Genomic DNA, 1,689 nt, shown 5'->3' on the forward strand with positions numbered 1-1,689 from the left:
GGCCCCCACCGAACCGGGAGCCGCGCCGCGGGCGCGCGGGGATGCGCGTCTCGACGCCCGCGGCGCGGCTCCCGGTTCGGTGGGGGCCGGTGCGGCGCCCGCGGTGCGTCGGTGCCGGTGCGGTGCCGGGGTCCGTCCCCGGTCCGGCGCGGAACCGGTTGCCCACCGGGGGGCCCGCGTCGACGCGCCGGCCACCACGGGCGGGCGCCCCGCCCCGTTCCCGGCCCTCGCCGCACGCGGCCCTCGCCGCACGCGGCTGTCCGCGGACGCCGTGGCGTCCTACAGGCGGCCCAGCACCTGGGCCAGCAGGGAGCCCATGCGGGTGGCGGAGTCGCGGCCCGCCTGGAGGACCTCCTCGTGGTTGAGGGGTTCGCCCGTCATGCCGGCGGCCAGGTTGGTGACCAGGGAGATGCCCAGGACCTCGGCGCCCGCCTCGCGGGCGGCGATGGCCTCCAGGACCGTGGACATGCCGACCAGGTCCGCGCCGATCACACGGGCCATGCGGATCTCGGCCGGGGTCTCGTAGTGCGGCCCGGGGAACTGGGCGTAGACGCCCTCCTCCAGGGTGGGGTCGACCTCCTTGCAGAGGGCGCGCAGGCGGGGGGAGTAGAGGTCCGTGAGGTCGACGAAGTTGGCGCCGACGATGGGGGAGGTGGCCGTCAGGTTGATGTGGTCGCTGATCAGGACCGGCTGGCCGGGGCGCATGCCCGCGCGCAGGCCGCCGCAGCCGTTGGTCAGGACGACGGTCTTGGCGCCGGCGGCCACGGCGGTGCGGACGCCGTGGGCGACGGCGGCGACTCCGCGGCCCTCGTAGTAATGGGTGCGGCCCAGGAAGACCAGGGCGCGCTTGGCGCCGATGCGGTACGAGCGGATCTTGCCTCCGTGGCCCTCGACCGCCGGCGGCGGGAAGCCGGGCAGCTCGGTGACCGGGAACTCGGCCTCGGGGGTGCCGAGCGCGTCCACGGCCGGTGCCCAGCCGGAGCCCATCACGAGGGCGACGTCGTGGGTCTCGGCGCCGGTGAGTTCGCGCAGGCGCGCGGCGGCGGCGTCGGCTGCGGCGTAGGGGTCGCCCTGGATGTCGTCCGGAAGAAGAGAAGCGTTCACGTCGACGAGGGTAGCCGGTCTGCGCCTACGCGCGTAGATGCTGGGGCTCACGGGGCGGCGATCGTTGTCTTGTCGTTTCCGACGGAGGAACCGCCGGTGCGCTCAGCAGGGGCGCTTGCGCAGTTCCATGACGTAGTCGTGCGGCGCGCCCGCGGACTCCGCCGCGTCGGCGATCTCGCCCAGGTAGCGGGCCGAGGGCAGACCCCCCTCGTAGGCGTTGAGGACGTAGGTCCAGGCCGGCTCCTCGCCGTCCAGGGTGTGCACGCGGACCCGGGTGCGGCGGTAGATGTCCAGCCCGGCGCCCTCCCAGCGGTCCAGGGACTCCTCGTCCATGGGGGCGATGTCGTACAGCGCGACGAAGACCTGGGCCAGCGGGTCCTCGACGAGGGTCGCCAACCGCCTTCCGCGGCCCTGCCGTTGCGCGCCCGCGTCCACCATCAGCAGGCCGATCCACGGGTCCGGATCGGCCGGGTCGGGGTGGTGGGCGAGGGTGATGGCGATGCCCACGAGAGCGCCTTCGCTGCGGGCGAGCAGCACCTCCACGTCCGGGTTCACCAGCTCCCCGGCCAGTGCGGTCGCCACCTG

At 75.1% G+C, this 1,689-nt stretch carries 2 protein-coding genes; both read right to left on the reverse strand.

Features of this window, described 5'->3' with window-relative positions; translation table 11 throughout:
• Positions 1–279 precede the first annotated feature (279 nt).
• The gene (locus B7L92_RS27610) at positions 280–1,104 is read right to left on the reverse strand and encodes a purine-nucleoside phosphorylase (protein WP_004984100.1); all 825 of its coding nucleotides are present in this window, start codon (positions 1,102–1,104) and stop codon (positions 280–282) included.
• A 102-nt stretch (positions 1,105–1,206) separates the two neighbouring features.
• A complete protein-coding gene (locus B7L92_RS42760) occupies positions 1,207–1,686 on the reverse strand; it encodes a gamma-glutamylcyclotransferase (RefSeq protein WP_255311166.1) in 480 nt (159 codons plus the stop codon).
• Positions 1,687–1,689: the final 3 nt, after the last annotated feature.

This window comes from Streptomyces viridosporus, assembly GCF_002078235.1.
Classification (GTDB): domain Bacteria; phylum Actinomycetota; class Actinomycetes; order Streptomycetales; family Streptomycetaceae; genus Streptomyces; species Streptomyces viridosporus.